A 15,936-nucleotide genomic window follows, 5' to 3' on the forward strand; every position below is an offset into this window, starting at 1 on the left:
GTAGAAGGGAGGGAGGCTGGAGATGGCGAGGGCAGGCAAGAAGGGGCTGCTTTCCTGGAAGGCTCCGGATGGTTCAAAGGAAGGAGAGGCAAAGGAGCAGGAATTAAGGAGGCAGGTGGCGGCCCTTTACGCAATTCTCAGTGATCTCTACGGGCCCGAAAAGCTGGTTCTCCGGGCGAGCAAGCTGGGGATTCTCGAAGCGATGCGCTCTCCCCGGCTGCCCCGGCAGGTGCTCGCCCTCCAGAAGCTCGTCATGGGGGACCCGACCCTTGAAAGGACCCCGCTGCCTGACGAGATTCCCGGCCTGTTGAAGGAGCTGGAGGAGGAGCTCGCCCAGGTCGTGGCGCGGCGGATCGTGGAGGAGGATATCGAGAAAAAGATCGCGGAGAAGATCCAGGAGCGCCACGAGCAGTATTTGAAGGACATGAAGGTTCAGATCCTCAAGGAAAGGGGAGGGTCTGAGAACGCGGCAACCCTGAAAAAGCTGGCGATTTTAGAAAAAATGAACCAGGTCCAGCTCAACGCCCGTGTGGCGGAGGTGCTCCGCCCCCGCACGCCTGCCGAGATCATCGGGCAGGAGCGGGCCGTAAGGGCCCTGATCGCGAAGCTGGCGGCGCCTTACCCCCAGCACATCCTCCTGTACGGCCCGCCCGGCGTCGGGAAGACTTCGGCGGCCAGAATCGCCCTTGAATATGTGAAAACGCTGGGCGGGAGCCCCTTTCGCCCCGACGCCCCTTTCATCGAGGTGGATGGGTCGACCCTGAGGTGGGACCCCCGGGAGGTGACCAACCCCCTGCTGGGTTCGGTGCACGACCCCATCTACCAGGGGGCGCGGCGGGATCTGGCGGAAAGCGGAGTTCCCGAGCCCAAGCTGGGGCTGGTTACGGACGCCCACGGCGGGGTGCTGTTCATCGATGAAATCGGGGACCTCGACCCCATTTTGCAGAACAAGCTCCTGAAGGTGCTGGAGGACAAGCGGGTCGTCTTTGAGTCTTCTTATTACGAGCCGAACGACCCCCACGTCCCTCAGTACATCAAAAAGCTCTTCGAGGAGGGGGCGCCGGCCGACTTCGTGCTGATCGGGGCGACCACCCGCGAGCCGGAGGAGATCAACCCTGCCTTTCGCTCCCGGTGCGCCGAAATCTTTTTTGACCCCCTGACCCCCGAGGACATCCGGCAGGTGGTCTGCCAGGCCGCCCGGAAGCTGGGCGTGCTGCTGGAGCCCGGGGTTGCGGAGGCGATCTGCGAGTACACCCGCGAGGCGCGGAAGGCCACCAGCATTCTGGTGGATTCATATGCGATGGCCTGCTACCGGGAGAGGCAGGAGCAGCGCCGGAGGAGGCGGGTCCGGATCGGGCTTGAGGACCTGCAGGAGGTCCTCTACGTGAGCAGGCTGACCCCCTTTGTGACCCGGCGCGCCGCGCCGTGCGGGGAGATCGGAAAGGTCTTCGGCCTGGCCGTTTCCGGCTACATCGGAACGATCCTGGAGATCGAGGCAGTTGCCTTTCCGGCGGCGCGGGAGCGCCAGGGAAGCGTCCGGTTCAACGACGCCGCAGGAGTTATGGCGAAGGATTCGGTTTTCAACGCCCTTGCCGTTTTCAGGAAGGTTACGGGAAAGGATGCCGCCGATTTCGACCTCCACATCAATATCATCGGCGGGGGAAGGGTGGAGGGGCCCTCCGCCGGCCTGGCGGTTTTTCTCGCCCTCTACAGCGCGGTGGAGGGGGTTCCCCTGCGCCAGGATGTGGCGGTGACCGGGGAGCTCTCAATCCAGGGCCGCGTCCGGGCGGTCGGGCAGGTTCCCGAAAAGGTCTTCGGAGCGCGTCAGGCCGGGATCGAGAAGGTGATCGTGCCCCGCGAAAACGCCCTGAATCTCTCCCGGGACTGGGGGGTGGAAGTAGTTGCCGTTGGCGAGGTCGTTGAGGCCCTTCCCCATGTCTTGTACACGCCGGGCGAGGGAGAGGATGCTTGATGGAGCTCCTTGACCGCCTCCCTCCCTACAACCTGGAAGCGGAGCAGGCCGTGCTGGGCGCGCTGCTTCTCGCCCCGGACAGCTTTCTCTCCATCGCGGAGATTTTAAAGCCCGAGGACTTCTATGGAGAAGGGCACCGCGACCTCTTCCGGGTCCTCCGGGACCTGGCGGAGGCCGGCCGCCCGGTGGATCTGGTGACGGTCGCCGAGGAGCTCACGAAGCGGGGGCTCCTGGAAAAAATAGGAGGAGCAAGCTACCTTGCCTCCCTTGCCGGCTCCGTTCCCACCGCAGCCAATATCAGGTACTATGCCCAGATTGTGGCGGAAAAGGGGCTGTTGCGCTCCCTGATTTCCGGCTGCACCCAGCTGGCGGCGCGGGGCTACGAAGAGGGTGTGGAAAGCGAGCGCCTCCTCGACGAGGCGGAGCGGATGATTCTGGATTTAAGCATGCGCCGCCAGACCCGGAGCTACCGCCCCGTGAAGGACCTGCTCCTGGAGGCCCTCGAAAAGATCGAACACCTCTACCAGCGCAAGGGGGAGGTCACCGGCCTCCCGACGGGTTTTACCGAACTGGACCGCCTCACCTCCGGCCTTCAGCCCAGCGACCTGATCTTGCTGGCAGCGCGCCCCTCGATGGGAAAGACCTCTCTGGGCCTGAACATTGCTCAGAACGTGGCCTTAAAGGCGGGGGTACCGGTCGGGATCTTCAGCCTGGAAATGGCGGGGGAGCAGGTGGTGCAGCGCCTTTTGTGCGCGGAGGCGCTGGTGGACCAGCAGCGCCTGCGCACCGGCTTCCTCACCGAGGAGGACTGGCCGCGCCTCGTCCGTGCCGCCAGCCGGCTGGCTGAAGCGCCCATCTTTATCGACGACACCCCGGCGATTTCCCTGCTGGAGCTGCGGAGCAAGGCGAGGCGCCTCAAGATCGAGCACCAGGTCGGCTTTCTGGTGATCGACTACCTGCAGCTGATGCAGACCGGGAGGCGGATGGAAAACCGGGTGCAGGAGATCTCGGAGATCTCGCGCTTCCTGAAATCCCTCGCCCGGGAGCTGGACATCCCGGTGCTCGCCCTCTCCCAGCTGAGCCGCGCCGTGGAGCAGCGGGGGGAGCGGATCCCGATGCTCTCCGATCTCCGGGAGAGCGGGAGCCTGGAGCAGGACTCCGACGTGGTGATGTTCATTTACCGGGATGATTACTACAATCCTCATTCCGAAAAAAAGGGGATTGCGGAGATCATCGTTGCCAAGCAGCGCAACGGGCCGGTGGGAACTGTGGAGCTCGCCTTTTTGAAGGAGTTTACGAAGTTTGTCAACCTCGAGAAGACGCCGCTGCCTCCCCCGGGTGGGGAGGAAGAGGAGGACGAGCGGGAGGCTCCTCCGGCCCCCCCGCCCCAGAAGCCCGGCAGGAGGCGCGCCTGACCCCGCCCAACCCCTGCTTTGCTTGACATCAGGACCCGCTTCTGTTAAGATTACATTGCCAGGATCTGTCGGTTTGGTGAAGCATCCCGCTTTTTTTATTTTGTGCTTTTGTTTTGCGCTTTTTTCTTCAACGTTTCCTTGTTTTGGAACCGGTTCGACCAGGCAGTTGGGCAGTTGTGTCCGGGAGAAGGGGGTGCCGCGCGCGATGGCAGAAACCGGGGCAAAATACGATGTGGTAATCGTCGGTGCGGGTCCGGCAGGGATTTTCTGCGCCCTGGAGCTGGTCAGGCGGGGTGCGGGCCTCAAGATTTTGATGCTGGAAAAGGGGGAGGACCTCCAGAAGCGAACGTGTCCGGCGCGCACGGAAAAATCCCCCTGTTTCGGCTGCCCCGCCTGCTCCATTGTTTCGGGATGGGGCGGGGCGGGGGCTTTCAGCGACGGGAAGCTCGCGCTTTCCACCGAGGTCGGCGGGGCGCTCGACCGGTACCTGGACCGGGAGGAGCTTGAGGAGGGAATCAGGTACATCCACGAGGTTTATCTTGAGTTCGGGGCGCCCCGGGAGGTCCACGGGCTCGAAAATCAGGAGGAGATTGCGGCCCTCCAGCGGCGCGCCGCCCTTGCCGGCCTGCGCCTGATCCCGGCCCCGGTGCGCCACCTGGGAACGGGGCGCACCCAGGCGATCTTGCAGGGCATGCAGGACTACCTCCTGGAGCGGGGTGTGGCGATCCAGACCAGGCGCCCGGTTGCCTCTCTGCTTGTCCGGGACGGGGCGGCGAGGGGGGTCGTGACCGAAGACGGGGAAGAGATCGCGGCCCGCTACGTCGTCTGCGCTCCGGGCCGGCGCGGTGCGGAGTGGATGGCCGGCGAGGCTGCCCGCCTCGGGCTGAAAACCGCAATCAACCCCGTTGACATCGGGCTCCGGGTGGAGCTGCCCGCCGTTGTGATGGAGCCCCTCACCAGGCTGACCTATGAGGCCAAGTTTGTCTACTCCTCCCCGACCTTTGAGGACCAGGTTCGCACCTTCTGCATGAACCCCTACGGGGAAGTGGTGATGGAAAACACCGACGGGATCCTCACCGTAAACGGCCACAGCCACGCCGAAAAGAAAACCGAGTACACGAACTTTGCCCTCCTCGTGAGCAAGAGCTTCACGGATCCCTTTAAAGAGCCGATCGCCTACGGCAAGTACATCGCCCGCCTCGCGAATCTGCTGGGGGGCGGCGTGATTGTGCAGCGGCTGGGCGACCTGATGGCAGGCCGGCGCTCCACGCCGGAGCGGATCGCCAGGGGGCTTGTGGAGCCCACGCTGAAAGAAGCCACACCCGGCGACCTCTCCCTGGTGCTTCCCTACCGCCACTTTCTGGCGATTCTTGAGATGCTCAAGGCGATGGACCAGGTTGCACCCGGGATTTACTCCCGGCACACCCTCCTGTACGGCGTGGAGGTGAAGTTCTACTCCTCCCGCCTTGAGGTGAACAGGAACCTGGAGACCGGGGTCTGCAACCTCTTCGTTGCGGGGGACGGGGCGGGGATCACCCGCGGACTCGCCCAGGCCTCCCTGAGCGGGGTGGTGGTGGCGCGGGAAATCGCCCGGCGCGCCTGTGCCGGGGTTTAACTCCGGCCTGGGACCGGGGAGGTACAGAGAAAAAGATGCCAGAGCGTTAGGAGGCAGAGGAGCATGCCAGGTATCGTGATTGTGGGGGCGCAGTGGGGCGACGAAGGAAAGGGAAAGGTCACCGATTATCTTGCCCGCCGGGCCGATCTTGTTGTGCGGTATCAAGGGGGGAACAACGCAGGCCACACCGTTGTCGTCGGCTCCCGGGAGTTTCGCCTCCACCTGATTCCCTCGGGGATCCTTTACCCCGATAAAATTTGCGTGATCGGAAACGGGATGGTGATCGATCCGGAGGTTTTATTCCAGGAGCTGGACGCTTTTCGCGCCCAGGGCCTGGAAACCGCCCGCCTTTACATCAGCGACCGGGCGCATCTTTTGCTGCCGTACCACCTGCGGCTGGACGAGCTGGAGGAAGAGAGCCGGGGAAAGGAGCGCATCGGGACCACGAGGCGCGGCATCGGCCCCGCCTACGTGGACAAGGTGGCGCGGAGCGGGCTCCGGGTGGGGGAGCTGCTGGAGCCGGACTGGGAGGCGCGCCTTTCCCAGATGGTCCGCGAAAAGAACCGGATTTTCGAGCGGCTCTACGGGGTGCCGGGGTTTAAGCCGGAGCAGATCGTTGCCTGGCTGGAGCCTTACGTGGAGCGGCTGCGCCCCTATCTTGTTGACACCTCCCTGGTCCTCGCCGAAGCCCTGGCGGAGGGGAGGAACATCCTCTTCGAGGGCGCCCAGGGAACCATGCTCGACGTCGACCACGGCACTTATCCCTACGTGACCTCTTCCAGCCCCACCGCCGGGGGGGTATGCACCGGGGCGGGTGTCGGGCCCACCGCAGTCAGCCTCGTGCTCGGGGTCTGCAAGGCCTACCTGACCCGGGTCGGGGAGGGGCCCTTCCCGACGGAATTGAAGGGGGCGCAGTGCGACGAAATCCGGGAGCGGGGGAGAGAGTTCGGAACCACCACGGGCCGCCCTCGCCGCTGCGGGTGGCTCGACCTGGTGATGGTCCGCTACGCGGCGCGGGTCAACGGCCTGGGAGGCCTCATCATCACCAAGCTGGATGTTCTCGACTCCCTGCCCGAGATCAGGTTGTGCACCGCCTACCGCGCCGGGGGAAAGGTGATTACGGAGTTCCCTGCCAGCTTGCGGGTGCTCCAGGAGTGCGAGCCGGTTTACGAAGTCTTCGAGGGCTGGCAGCAGGATACCTCGCGGGCGCGGCGGGAGGAGGAGCTGCCCCCGGCGGCGCGCCGCTTCCTGGATCGGATTGCCGTGCTCACGGGGATTCCCGTTGTGATGGTTTCTGTGGGGCCGGACCGGGAGCAGACCGTCGTCCTCCGGGACGTCTTCTTCTCCCGACGCGAAACGGTCTCGCAATCGTTGTAGTTGCGGATTCCGGATGTTAAGCGGCTTGCCTGCCGGTTTGGATAAGCAGGCTACGGGCGTGCTGGGCAGGCGGCGGCCCGGCCGTCTGGTTGGGGAGGCGTGCAGGTGCGTTGCCGACATGGTTGGAGCAGGCGGCTGCCTTGCCGGTTTACCGGCTCCCGGTTTCGCCCGGTTTCGCCAAAAGGGTGTTGACAGAAACGGGGCTTCTGTTGTAACATATGGCTGGAACAACTCACAAGAGGTGGGCCATTAGCTCAGCTGGTAGAGCACCTGACTTTTAATCAGGGTGTCGGTGGTTCGAGTCCACCATGGCTCACCAGAAAAATCAAGGCTTCCGGGGTTGGAAGCCTTTTCCTTTGGTTAATTTTACTGCAATTTTACTGCAACCGTCTTTGGATTGCAGTATTTTTACCGGTTGACAGCTTCAATTTTTAAAATCTGACTCATCTTTTCCACGGCCTTTTTCTTGGTCTTTTCCGCTATCTTCCCGTAAACATTCGCTGTAACCACAATACTGGCATGTCCTACTAACTCCTGGATATTCTTTAAATCTTCGCCCTGTTCTAGCAGCAGGCTTACGAATGTATGCCTCATAGCGTGGGGTTTCTTGTGGGGAATACCGGCAGCTTTAAGAAGATTGCTGTACTGCCGGTGGAAGTTCCTTGGCCAGAGCGGTCTACCATCCTCACTACAAAAAACCAGGCCGTTATCCTGGTATCCCTTGCCGAAAAACAGTTTTTCTTCGTTTTGCTTAACCTTATGCGCTTTCAGGACTTTAATTATATCTTCCGTCATGGGGATCGTCCTCTGCGATTTTCTCGTTTTTGGTTTCTGAAATTCTAAAACATATTTGCCTGTTTCGTTTTTGACTTCAACAAGGTTGCGCTTTATCTCAAAATTACCACTCCTGAAGTCTATATCTTCCCACTTCAGCCCCAACAGTTCCCCCCGCCGCAGGCCAGTTGCCAAACACAGGTAGTATGCCGCAAACAAACGTTTCCCTTTTATGCTGTTCAGAAATTTAAGTGCTTCTTCCTGGGTGAAGGGGATAACCTCTTTCTCTTCATCCGCCGGTGGCAGTTCTGTTGCATCCGCCGGATTTCGAGCTATTAACTGTTCCTTGACGGCTTGTGTTAATGCAGCCTTTATGATAGTTCTGGTTAATTCTACTGTACGCCGTGAAAGGGAAGTTTGTTGGGTCTCTTTTTTATACTGCGCCTTTCTTCCTTCTTTCAACATTTTTGCGAAAACCTCTGTAAATCGCTTGCCTGTAACTGCCGCAAGGGGATAAAGCCGATATTCGGCTTAATATGCACTCGGATAATGTATTCATAGTTTTCGTATGTTGTTGGCCTTACCTTCATCTTTTTGTAGCTCTCAAGCCATGTAGCAAGCCACTCTCCCAATGTTATCTTGTTCGGTTCTATAAATGCCCCAATCTGCTGTTCATAACGAGCCTTGGTGATTTTCTCGTTTACCTCTGCCCATGTTTTACCGTAGAAAGTCTGCCGCTTCGGCTTGCCGGTTGACGGGTCATAGCCGATGGTTATCTGCGCTGCCCATCTCCCATCAGGCCGCTGGTAAATCGTTCCCTCACCGTTGCTGCGCTTCTTGCGTTTCACTCTCATCCTTCTTCCCCCTAAAACTTCGTTACGAGAAATACCGTCAGTGTGATAACTGCCAGTACCGGTGGCAGCAGCCAGCCGTATTCCTTCATAAGCCGCCTCATTTGCTGTCCCTCTCTTTCTCTTTCTCGTCCGGCACATAAGCTAACAAATCTCCCGGTTGACAGTCCAGCGCGTTGTTGACAGGGGGAACATCCGCAAAAGAAGTTTGCCTGGATTTAGGCAAGAAAAATATAGAGGCTTTAAAATTATTATTGAAAGAATACGAAGGCGGTGAGAATTTATATCAGATTAAGGTAATAATTGAAAAAGACAATACTCAAATTGAATTAGATAATGTTGAAAGTTTATTTTTAGTTAATATAATCACCGCAATGAAACTAACAATTCAAGGTGGAGCTTGGAGTGAAGTAGGCAAAAAGACTGAGAAGGGGTTATTATATGCAATATTTCGCTTGTTAAAAATTCCAGAAGATAATTATATTTTAATATTTGACGAAATGAAGAAAAAAGGATTAGTTGAGAACAGAGAAATTGATGCCATAGTCTTTAGTAAACATAAGGAACCCATAACTGTTGAGCTAAAGTTACTCGGAATTGGCAATCCAGAAATAGGGGACGAAGCGCTTGCTAGAAAGGTAAGTTTATTTTTAATTGATAGGTTAACAGAGATGATGAAGGAAGAATCTGAAAAAATAGGAGTGAAAGTAATTGAGTTTAGGCAGGATAATCCCCTGATGGAAATCTATAAGTTTTTTGCTTCAAAAAATGTAGATTGTAGCCAGCCAGAAAATATGTCGTCTGAGGAATTAGAAGCCGAAATAGATGGAATAATCCAAGAATGGAGAGAAGAAAAAGAAGCTCTAACCGTTATTAAAAAATTAAAAGAGTGGACAAAATGAGAACCGCCAAGCCGAACTGTACCGTTGCTTCGTAACCTTACCCTTCGAGTCGTCAATCACAGCAGTTTGTTCTACCTTAAAAAATCCCTCCTTTTTTCATTTCTCTACTCAAGCCGGAAGCATTCCCGGCGTGATCGTAAAAGAAAATTCAGGCCCTCTCCCATTACAGCGAGAGAAATGACTCCAGCTGAAAGGAGGTACCACCTTTGGAAGAGAAAGATTTTCGTGAGTGACCGCCCCCTGCTGGGCGGCCCCGCAACCTTTAGGAGAGGGCGAACGGGAGGCGGCGCACTCTGAACTTCCGCTCCGTCACTGAGATCACCGCTCCCTCTTTCAGGTCCCCCTCTACTTGGGGCAGGACGCGTAACAGCAGCCTGGCCACGGCTGGTGGTTCCGGCCTGGCGAGGCGCAGGGAAACCACGCTCGGCCCGGGCAGGTTCGTTAGGGCGAGGAGACCGGAAAAGTCCAGGTCCTGGGTAATAATCACCATCCCGTTCTGCCGGGCGTATCTGAGGATCTCCAGGTCCCCCGCGCTGGGCGGGAGAACCTCGGTGACCCGCACCACCTGGTAGCCCTCCCTGCGCAGCAGCTCGCAGGTCAGGGGGGAGATGTGCACGTCGGCCAGGTAGCGGAGCCCGCTCAAGGGCCGGCGGCCTCCTGGGGGAGGGGCTGCGTCTGTTCGGCGGCGAGCCAGGCGGCGTAGGCAAGGCTTTGCCTGATGTCTTCCTCCTCCAGCTCAGGGTAGGCCTTGAGAACGGCCCGGGTGTCCATGCCTGAGGCCAGGAGCCTCAGGACGAAGGCCACTGTGATCCGCATGCCGCGGATAGTGGGCTGCCCCATGCAGACTTCAGGATCGATCTTGATACGGTCGAGCTTCACCGGAGAAGCCTCCTTCCGGTTCTCTTAGTTCTTCGCCGCGCCGGAGCCTTAGCCGAAGCCTTAAAGGCTCTCGGGCTCCGGCGGGTCGGGTTCCCCAGTGGTTACATTATACCACACCGGTAGGCGGCCTGACCAGGGCGCCGCTGGAGATTCGACAGTTTCTGCACAATTTGGGGCCACGGCACCAACTTCTTTGCCCTGGGCAGGAAAAGCGTCCCCGGTAATGAAATTAAGTCTTAACGCGAGACTGTGCGAATTGGGGGTATTTGAAAGGAAGTGCCTCAAGGAAGCGAAATTCGGGAAGAAAATGTTCATGATGCCTTAAAAAAACTGTACAACTCCTTCGACGAGATCCTCGCCCGCCTCACCGAACGCGAGCAGCAACTGCGAACCGACCTCGAAGACTTAAGAGAAAGGGAGGCGGCCCTCAGTGCCTCCTACGCGCAGGAGTACATGCGGAGGGAACGGCTCCAGGAGATCGTCAAGCTCACCGAGATCCTCCACAACATGACCAGTGAAGAGGAGATCTGCAAAGCAGCCGCGAGGTTTCTTCACAAAATATATCCTAACACAGCAGTGCGCTTGCTCTGCGCTTCGAGCAGCAGGACAAAGATGGCAGTGGCAGGGCAGGGAGGTCTGGGGGCCACGGTGTTGTTCCCGAAACCTGCTGCATCGCGCCTCTCGAGTGCCTGGCTGTGAGAATGAGCAAGCCGGTGGTTAGCTTCACCCGCGAGGAAGGGATCTTCTGCCGCCTGCTGGGTTCTTGTGAAGAAGCCTTAGGTCACATCTGCATACCCCTGTTCTCCGAAGGAACCGCCTTCGGATGCCTGAGTTTGATCATCACGCAACTCGAGGGGTCCGTTTTGGATTCAGAAGAGATCGAGATCATCAGCCTCTTTGCTCACCATGTGGGGCTTGCCGTCAGCAACAGGCGCCTGCTCAGGTTCGCCGTGAGGGAATCCTTCACGGACCAGCTCACAGGACTCCCCAACCGCCGCTACGCCATGGAGATGCTGAACAGGGAAGTGGAGCGCGCTGCGCGCTACGGCGGGAACTTCTGTGTGGTTATAGTGGACATCGACAACTTTAAAGTCGTCAACGACACCTACGGACACAACGAAGGGGACCGCGTCCTGATTCTGCTTGCCGAGACGGCGCGGCGCTGCCTCAGGAAAACCGACATCGCGGCGAGGTTCGGGGGAGAAGAGTTCCTTTTCATTTTCCCCGAGACCACGCTGGAAGGCTGCCTGAAAGTTGTGGAACGCTTCCGGGCAAGCTTCTGCGAAGCCACCATGTCGGGCATTCTGAAAGCCGGCGGGATTACGGTAAGCGCAGGAATAGCCCGGTACCCTGAAGACGGAAGGACTTCACTCGCGCTTCTGGAGGCGGCCGACCGCCGCCTTTACATGGCCAAAGCGAACGGGCGCGACCGGGCCGTCTGGTCGGACGCCTGAAGCCGGGTTAAGCCTGCGTTGCCTTCGAGAGCTCGGCTCTGGCGCGCTCGAGGAGCTCCTCGCCGTCCTGGCCGTGCTCGGGAAAGGCGGCAGGGGCAAACTTCCAGGCTGCTCCTCTGTCTGCCGTCGCGATCCAGCTCTCGAGCTTCTGCATGACCACCTGCGCGCCGTTGAGGTCGGTCACCGGAAGCACGGCGACCAGGGACCTCTTGCTGAGCGGGAGCACGGCGTCGATCGTGCGCAACTGCCTTTGGGCCTGCTCTGCCAGTTCCCTCACCTCGGCGCCGGGCCCTCCTTCCCGGCGCCCCAGCACGATCGTCAGAGGAGTGCTCCCGCGCCGGGCGCGGTTGATCTCGAGCCTCATGACCTCGTAGAACCTCTCAAGGGGGGTTTTCTCCTCCTGCCCTTCCCTTCGGCCGGGACCGATGAGCTTCCTCACCCTCTGCACAAGCTGCTCTTGCTCGAAGGGCTTGCAGAGGTATTCCACCGCCCCGAGCCGGATTGCCTCCCTTACCGCTGAGGAGGTCACGGTGAGCATCATTACCGGCACATAGGCGTACTCCGGGAGGCCTTTGAGGGCCTCCAGGGTGCGGAGCCCGTCCATGCCGGGAAGATGGATGTCCATGATGATCAGGTCGAACGGCCTCTGGCGCAGCCTTATTTTCGCGAGCACTTCCTCCCCGCTCGCGAGTTCTGTCACTGCGTATCCTTCCTCCTCCAGCACCCTCTTCACCATGAGCCTGGTGAGGGAGGAGTCCTCAACAACAAGGATCTCCTTCATTGCAAGCTTTCACCTCGCGTGAATCATCCCGCCGTCCTTTGCCGGCAGTTTGACGGGAAAAATAAAAGCGCTGGCCTCGACGTCCGCCTTGCCGGTCAGGCCTTTTGAGGCTTGCCGTCCGGCAGGGCACGCGGGGCGCGGGGCGAGGCAGAAGCGGGGGCGGCTTAACAAAGGCCGGGATAAATTTAAGGCTTGTTGTCTCCAGCTCCTCGCCTTTTTGTCGTAAAAGGAGATTCGGCGGAAGGAAGGAAAATCCTGCTTCTTCAAGCAAAAAACGACGCTTTCCCGCTGCCGCCTTCCGCCCGGCCGGAGCCGCCCGCCTGCCGGCTGCCCAAAGAGGAAAAACAGCCTTTGCAGCGAATGAAACCAGTAGCGTCTGCGCGCTCGCAAGAAGGACTTCTTTGACCGGAAAGAAAGGGTGGTGAAGCTTGCGTTTGGGATTCGCCGGCTTCGGGTTCGACCTTCGGGGTGTTCCTCAGAAGACTGAAGGGGGGGGGTGGTGATCCGCTCAAGCGAGCCCGGGAAGATGCGTCTCGGCCTCTGGTTAACGCTCTTCTCTGTGGTCGTTTCCCTGGCCCTCATCCTCCTCAGCATGAGGCAGGTGCTCAAGGGGCTTGGCAAGATGCATGTCCAGGTCCAGAAGATCGTGGCGGCAAGCGACCTCTACACCCACCTCATCGCCCAGTCCTACGCCATCAGAGGCTATATGCTCTACCGGGATGCCCCTTACCTGGAAGAGTTCCGCTCCTGGTCCCGCAGCAACGAGAGAGAGATAGAGGAACTGCTGAAGATCGTCCGCCCCGCACGGAAGCCCCTGGTCAGGGGAGTCCTGGAGCGGCATGGAAAGTACGTGAAGATGTGTGAAGAGGAAATCATTCCCAGGGTGCAGAGGGGGGACGTTGAGGGCGCCGCCCGGATCGCCTGGGAGGGCGGGGCCGTGGCCCTCCTGCGGGAGATGCTGGACGCCACGGACAGGCTCCGGGAGATGCGGATCACAGATACCCACGCCCTTGTGGATCAGACCGTGGGCCAGGCCCGCCGTGCCCTGGTGTGGGGCTGCGGGAGCGGGCTTCTGGGGCTCCTCGTTGTTTTGGGCGGGGGGGCCTTCATGGTCAGGAGAATGGTGATGGAGGGCCTGGTCTACAGGTTGATGCTTCTGAACATCACCAGCGCGGTCGCCGTCCTCAGGCGCAATGGTCTGGTCCACTACGTCAACCCTGTAGCCGAGAACCTCTTCGGCCTGGAGTCGAAAAAGGTGGTGGGAAAGCCCTTTCTCTCGGTTTTTGCCGGTCGTATGGAGGCGAGGGGTGATTCCCGCACTCTTCCGGTCCAGGAGTCCCTGGCATCGGGCAATGCTTTTTGCGCGGAGATCGACTATACTTCCCCTGACGGCAGGAAGCTGGCCTTCCTCGTGGACTGCCTGCCGCTCCTGGAGGAGGGGGGGAGAAGCCACGGGGCGGTTCTCATTTTCCGGGATGTCACAGAGTTCCGGAGGAGAGAGGAGGAGCTTCAGGATCTGGCCGTGCGGGACGGCCTTACCCTCCTCTTCAACCACACCTACCTCACCCAGGCCCTTGAGCGCGAGGTCAGATCCGCCCTCGAGAAGGGGAGGGGTCTGGCGTTCATGATGGTTGATGTGGACAACTTCAAGAGCTACAACGACCGCTTCGGGCACCCCCAGGGGGACGACGTGCTCCGGAGGCTGGCGCGTCTTCTCGAAGAAAACGTGCGGAGCACGGACATCGTCGGCCGCTACGGCGGGGATGAGTTTGCCGTGATTCTTCCAGGGGCGGGCCCGGAAGAGGCGCTTGAGATCGCCGAGAGGCTGCGCCGCGCGGTGGCCGCATACCCCTTCCCCTACCGGGAGTTCATGCCGGACGGGAGGGTGACCGTTTCCGTAGGGGTGGCCTGCCTTCCCGATGACGGCACTACCGCCGCCGACCTGATCAGGCACGCCGATGAGGCCATGTACAGCGCCAAGCGCGTCTCCAAAGACAGGGTCGATGTCTACCAGTCGGTACTCAAAGAGCTTGAGGCCGACTGGCCGGAGGAGCGCGCCCTGATCCACTCCATCTCGATGTTCCTTGCCGCTGTCAATGCCTGGGACTGGTATACCTACGGCCACTCCGAGCGGGTGACCCGCTACGCCGTGGCCCTGGCGCGGGGGTTGGGCCTTAATGCCGAAGAGACGAAGAAGATCAAACTGGCCGCCTTCCTGCACGACGTGGGGAAGGTGAAGATACCGGCATCACTTCTCAACAAGTCGGGGCTGCTCGACCCCGAGGAGCGCGAGGCGCTCAAGCGCCACCCCCTGGTCGGCGCCGAAATCGTGGGGCAGATTAAGGCTCTGGAGGATGTTGCCCCTGTTGTGCGCCACCACCACGAGCGCTGGGACGGCAAAGGCTACCCTGACGGCCTGGCGGGAGAGGAGATCCCCCTCGGGGCGAGGATCATCGCCCTGGCCGATGCCTTTGATGCCATGACTTCTGACCGGCCCTACCGCCGGGCGAAGTCCTCCCCGGAGGCGCTGGCCGAGATCGAGAGAGAAGCCGGGCGCCAGTTCGACCCGCGCCTCGCCGGGATCTTCCTGCGCCTGTTTCGCAGTGTTTGACGGGCCCTACCGGTATGGTTTTCAGGGCGGTCCCGGCCCCGAATTTGGCGGGGCGGGTTGGCGCCGAAGGCCTGAAGGCGGAAGCACTGTTGCTTCTTGTAAAAGGAGGCTTTTAAATTGTGTTTGGGCGCGTCGTCTTCTGGAAACCCAGAAATCGCGAGGATTGGAAGCGGGTCCTGACGAGCCTTTCCGGCAAGGACTTGTGCGGGATCTTTTTGCTGGTCGGCGAGATGACCCCGTGGGACTTCCAGGAAATCAGGCCGTTGTTCAAAGAGCTGGGCGTGCCCGTGTTCGGCGGCGTTTTCCCGGGGATTATTTACGGCGGCTCGTGGTACACAGAAGGAGTTCTCGGCTGCGCCGTTGAGCGCCCGGTTTCCGTGAAGGTGATCAGGGACCTCGGCAGCTTCGCGGGTTTGCCGGAAGATCGAGAGTTAACCAGGACGGCCGAAACATTTCTGGTAATCGTTGACGGGCTGACAGGCGGCATCTCTTCTTTCCTCGATGTGCTGTTTGAAACCTGCAACAGGCAGGTAAGTTTTATCGGGGGCGGCGCCGGCAGCCTCGGGCCGGAACGGAGGCCGGTGCTGTTTGCCGGGGAGGACTGTTTTGCAGGAGGTGCGCTGTTGGTGGGTGTGGAGGGCCCCATGGGCGTGGGAGTGAGCCACGGATGGGAGCCCATGTACGGACCCCTTGTGGCCAACCGCACGAGGGGCAATGTCATAGTTGAGCTTAACTGGCAGCCTGCCTTTTTAAAGTACCGGAAGATCCTGAAGGAGAAGGCGGGCAAAACCATCCGGCCCAAAAATTTCTTCGAAATCGCGAAGTGCCATCCTTTTGGAATGGTGAAAATTGACGAGAGCATTGTGGTCCGCGATCCCCTGAGGCTGGAGGGCCATGACATTGTGCTCGTCGGCGAAGTCCCTCAAAATTCTGTTGTGATGATTTTAAGGGGGGAGCCGGCAAGACTGATAAACGCTGCAAGGGAGGCCGCAGGCAGGGCTTTGGCGTGTTTCAGGGAGCAAACAGGCGGTCCGGGGCGGAGCGCCCTGGTAATTGACTGCATCTCGCGGGTGCTCTATCTCGGCAGCGGCATGGCGCGGGAGCTGGCGGCCATTTGCAGCAGTTTCCCGCCGGACTTGCAGGTGTTTGGCTTTCTCAGCATAGGAGAAATAGCCAACAGCGGGGACAGGTATCTCGAGTTTTACAACAAGACAACCGTGGTAGGGGTTGGGTAAGGCTTGGACAGGGAGATTGTCAATCTCATCAAAAACCTTTCTCTTTCTTACGAAATTGCCCTGGCCGTAG

General features: G+C 59.6%; 15 protein-coding genes and 1 tRNA gene. 11 read left to right on the plus strand and 5 right to left on the minus strand.

The window, feature by feature from the left end; genetic code table 11:
- Positions 1-22 precede the first annotated feature (22 nt).
- The 6 genes from lonC to HPY58_07440 all read left to right on the plus strand — a co-directional run bounded on the left by lonC (position 23) and on the right by HPY58_07440 (position 6,698).
- Positions 23-1,972: an ATP-dependent protease, Lon family gene (lonC, locus tag HPY58_07415; protein NPV29472.1), complete on the plus strand. Its 1,950-nt coding sequence runs from the start codon at positions 23-25 to the stop codon at positions 1,970-1,972.
- On the plus strand, positions 1,972-3,387 hold the full coding sequence (gene dnaB / locus HPY58_07420) for a replicative DNA helicase (protein ID NPV29473.1): 1,416 nt from the start codon (positions 1,972-1,974) through the stop codon (positions 3,385-3,387). Before lonC ends, dnaB begins: the two co-directional genes overlap by 1 nt.
- Before the next feature lie 205 nt (positions 3,388-3,592).
- Positions 3,593-5,002, plus strand: a complete 1,410-nt coding sequence (locus HPY58_07425; GenBank protein NPV29474.1) for an NAD(P)/FAD-dependent oxidoreductase — start codon at positions 3,593-3,595, stop codon at positions 5,000-5,002.
- 63 nt (positions 5,003-5,065) lie between these two features.
- The gene (locus HPY58_07430; GenBank protein NPV29475.1) at positions 5,066-6,379 is read left to right on the plus strand and encodes an adenylosuccinate synthase; all 1,314 of its coding nucleotides are present in this window, start codon (positions 5,066-5,068) and stop codon (positions 6,377-6,379) included.
- 13 nt (positions 6,380-6,392) lie between these two features.
- Positions 6,393-6,632, plus strand: a complete 240-nt coding sequence (locus HPY58_07435; GenBank protein ID NPV29476.1) for a hypothetical protein — start codon at positions 6,393-6,395, stop codon at positions 6,630-6,632.
- Positions 6,623-6,698: transfer RNA gene (locus tag HPY58_07440), tRNA-Lys, on the plus strand. The genes HPY58_07435 and HPY58_07440 overlap by 10 nt, the downstream gene beginning before the upstream one ends.
- An 89-nt stretch (positions 6,699-6,787) precedes the next feature.
- Here HPY58_07440 and HPY58_07445 read toward each other — a convergent pair.
- Entirely contained in the window at positions 6,788-7,615 is an 828-nt protein-coding gene (locus tag HPY58_07445) for a site-specific integrase (protein NPV29477.1), read from the minus strand.
- Entirely contained in the window at positions 7,612-8,007 is a 396-nt protein-coding gene (locus HPY58_07450) for a hypothetical protein (GenBank protein ID NPV29478.1), read from the minus strand. The genes HPY58_07445 and HPY58_07450 overlap by 4 nt, the downstream gene beginning before the upstream one ends.
- 176 nt (positions 8,008-8,183) lie before the next feature.
- On the opposite strand from HPY58_07450, the gene HPY58_07455 reads away from it, so the two are divergent.
- Complete coding sequence (locus HPY58_07455; protein NPV29479.1) at positions 8,184-8,906, plus strand: CfrBI family restriction endonuclease; 723 nt, start codon at positions 8,184-8,186, stop codon at positions 8,904-8,906.
- 262 nt (positions 8,907-9,168) lie between these two features.
- On the opposite strand, the gene HPY58_07460 is transcribed toward HPY58_07455, so the two are convergent.
- Both HPY58_07460 and HPY58_07465 read right to left on the minus strand, forming a co-directional pair.
- Positions 9,169-9,549 (minus strand): DUF5615 family PIN-like protein, encoded by a 381-nt coding sequence (locus HPY58_07460; protein NPV29480.1) that lies wholly within the window; start codon positions 9,547-9,549, stop codon positions 9,169-9,171.
- Positions 9,546-9,785, minus strand: coding sequence for a DUF433 domain-containing protein (locus HPY58_07465; GenBank protein NPV29481.1), 240 nt, complete (start codon positions 9,783-9,785; stop codon positions 9,546-9,548). Before HPY58_07465 ends, HPY58_07460 begins: the two co-directional genes overlap by 4 nt.
- A gap of 276 nt (positions 9,786-10,061) precedes the next feature.
- Between HPY58_07465 and HPY58_07470 the strand changes: the two genes are divergently transcribed.
- Together HPY58_07470 and HPY58_07475 are read left to right on the plus strand one after the other, a co-directional pair.
- Positions 10,062-10,484, plus strand: coding sequence for a hypothetical protein (locus HPY58_07470; GenBank protein NPV29482.1), 423 nt, complete (start codon positions 10,062-10,064; stop codon positions 10,482-10,484).
- A 2-nt stretch (positions 10,485-10,486) separates the two neighbouring features.
- On the plus strand, positions 10,487-11,239 hold the full coding sequence (locus HPY58_07475; protein NPV29483.1) for a sensor domain-containing diguanylate cyclase: 753 nt from the start codon (positions 10,487-10,489) through the stop codon (positions 11,237-11,239).
- Positions 11,240-11,246: 7 nt separating this feature from the next.
- Here HPY58_07475 and HPY58_07480 read toward each other — a convergent pair whose 3' ends face one another.
- Entirely contained in the window at positions 11,247-12,020 is a 774-nt protein-coding gene (locus tag HPY58_07480) for a response regulator (GenBank protein ID NPV29484.1), read from the minus strand.
- Positions 12,021-12,519: 499 nt separating this feature from the next.
- Between HPY58_07480 and HPY58_07485 the strand changes: the two genes are divergently transcribed.
- A complete protein-coding gene (locus HPY58_07485) occupies positions 12,520-14,631 on the plus strand; it encodes a diguanylate cyclase (GenBank protein ID NPV29485.1) in 2,112 nt (703 codons plus the stop codon).
- A 218-nt stretch (positions 14,632-14,849) separates the two neighbouring features.
- Complete coding sequence (locus HPY58_07490; GenBank protein ID NPV29486.1) at positions 14,850-15,866, plus strand: histidine kinase; 1,017 nt, start codon at positions 14,850-14,852, stop codon at positions 15,864-15,866.
- The last annotated feature ends 70 nt before the right edge of the window (positions 15,867-15,936 follow it).

The sequence above is a fragment of the Bacillota bacterium genome (genome assembly GCA_013177945.1).
Lineage (GTDB): Bacteria > Bacillota > DSM-12270 > Thermacetogeniales > Thermacetogeniaceae > Ch130.